This is a genomic window from Microbacterium sp. (genome assembly GCF_030149085.1).
In the GTDB taxonomy this organism is placed as follows: Bacteria; Actinomycetota; Actinomycetes; order Actinomycetales; family Microbacteriaceae; genus Microbacterium.
This window is the reverse complement of the sequence record NZ_JASBSF010000022.1, coordinates 1-1,517: the sequence shown is the minus strand read 5'-3', so window position 1 is coordinate 1,517 and position 1,517 is coordinate 1. Positions and strand designations below refer to the sequence as shown.

1 protein-coding gene is annotated in these 1,517 nt (G+C 68.0%); it reads right to left on the bottom strand.

Features of this window, described 5'->3' with window-relative positions; all coding sequences use genetic code 11:
• On the bottom strand, positions 1 to 1,328 hold a 1,328-nt coding region (locus tag Q1V87_RS00805; protein ID WP_300590442.1), incomplete at its 3' end, for an FAD-dependent oxidoreductase.
• Positions 1,329 to 1,517: the final 189 nt, after the last annotated feature.

Genomic DNA, 1,517 nt, shown 5'->3' with positions numbered 1-1,517 from the left:
TCAGCGACCATCCCGACGAGGTTCACGGCGTCTTTGGCCTGACCGTACGGCGGGGAGTAGGCAAGGTCGAGATCCATGAGGTCGGTGGCGGGCAGACCCGCGCGGATCGCCGTCGCGAGAACGTCGATGCGCTTGTCGACTCCTTCATAACCGACTGCCTGTGCGCCGAGGATCCGCCCATCGCGCTTCGAGATGTGCACGATCATGTGTACGGTCGAGGCGCCGGGAAAGTAGCCGGCGTGCTGCATCGGGTGCAGGTGGATTGTCGTGTAGTCGATTCCTGCAGCATCCAGGCTCGCGCGGTTCGCGCCGGTCATCGCCGCTGTGATCTCACCGACCCGCACGATGGCTGTCCCCACGGGTTGCGGGATGGGACGGCCGCCAGCCATACCGAAGATGTCATCGGCGATGAGCCTGCCGGCGCGGTTGGCGGGGCCCGCAAGCGGCACGGGGCGCTGGATGCCGGTGACGGCATCCGTGCTGATGACGGCGTCGCCGGCTGCCCACACGCTCTCGGCGGACGTGCGACCGCGATCGTCGACGACAATGGCGCCGCGAGCGGTCTCGATTCCTGCTGCTTCGACGAACGCAGTGTCGGGTCGAACGCCGACCGAGAGGACGACGAGATCGGTCGGGATCCGGGTGCCATCCGCGAGCACCACGACATCCTCGTTGTCGCCGACCTCGACGCGCTCGGCAGCGACACCAGCGTGAACGCGGATGCCGAGGTTCCGCAGCTGCGTCGTCACGACGGACGCCATCTCGCGCTCGAGCGGCGGAAGAACGTGCGGGGCAAGCTCCACGACGTCGACCTCGAGTCCGCGGTGGCGGAGCGCTTCGGCGGCTTCGAGGCCGATGAAGCCCGCGCCGAGCACCACCCCGCGTCGAGCGCCCTCATCGACCCACTTCTTGAGGGTCACAGCGTCGGAGACGGTGCGAAGCGTCCGCACGCGCGGGGAGTCGAGCCCGGGGAGCGGCGGCCGGATGGCGACGGCGCCCGGCGCGAGCACGAGTGCGTCGTAGGCCAGTTCGTCAACACCGGATGCTGAGGCGACAGTGACGGTCTTCGCGGCAGTATCGATCGCTGTCACATCGTGTCCGGTCCGCACGTCCAGGTTGAGGCTCGCTCGCAGCGTCTCGGGGGTGTGGAGCAGCAGCGATCCCTCGTGGGGGATCTCGCCGCCGACGTGGTACGGAAGGCCGCAGTTCGCGAACGAGACCTCGGGGCCGCGCTCGAGAACGATGATCTCGGCTGACTCGTCGTGACGTCGGGCGCGGGCGGCCGCGCTCATCCCAGCGGCCACGCCGCCCACGATGACGATGCGCATGGAGCACTCACTTTCTTGGGGAGAAGATAGTGAGACTATACCCCAGGGGGTATAGCGTGGGCAAACTCGCCGCTAGGTTGCGAGCTCGGTGAGCTCGAACCAGCGCTCCTCCAGCGTGGCAGTCTCTGATTCCACCTCGCGGAGCTCGTCGCCCAGCCGCGTCAGACCCGCGAAGTCGCTCTGGTCGTG